This window comes from Flagellimonas olearia, from assembly GCF_009184425.1.
Lineage (GTDB): Bacteria > Bacteroidota > Bacteroidia > Flavobacteriales > Flavobacteriaceae > Flagellimonas > Flagellimonas olearia.
The window spans coordinates 1-350 of sequence record NZ_WELG01000121.1; the positions used below are offsets into that span (position 1 = coordinate 1).

Consider the following 350-nt stretch of genomic DNA (forward strand, 5'->3'; position numbering starts at 1 on the left):
ACGCCCCAATAGGGGATGAGGAGTTCGAGGCAGATCATGGTGAGATGCTTGGACTAGTCGCACGTCAAGCCTTAAGTTTGCAAGCTATAGAAGAGGAAGAAGAAGTACAGCGGGAGAACATCTTTCATACTCGTTGCCACGTGAAAGACAAGGTATGTAGTGTTATTATCGATGGCGGTAGTTGCACTAATGTTGCTAGTACTTCCATGGTTGAAAAGCTGCGGCTCACAACACTTAAGCTCCCTCGCCCGTACAAGCTACAATGGTTGAACGATAGTGGCGAAGTGAGGGTTACAAAGCAGGTCGTAGTACCGTTTCGCATCGGTAAATACGAGGATGAGGTATTGTGC

1 protein-coding gene is annotated in these 350 nt (G+C 47.7%); it reads left to right on the forward strand.

What is annotated here, in order from left to right; translation table 11 throughout:
- Positions 1–44: 44 nt before the first annotated feature.
- A partial coding sequence (locus tag F8C76_RS19975) for a retropepsin-like aspartic protease (RefSeq protein ID WP_152132963.1) occupies positions 45–350 on the forward strand: 306 nt, incomplete at its 3' end.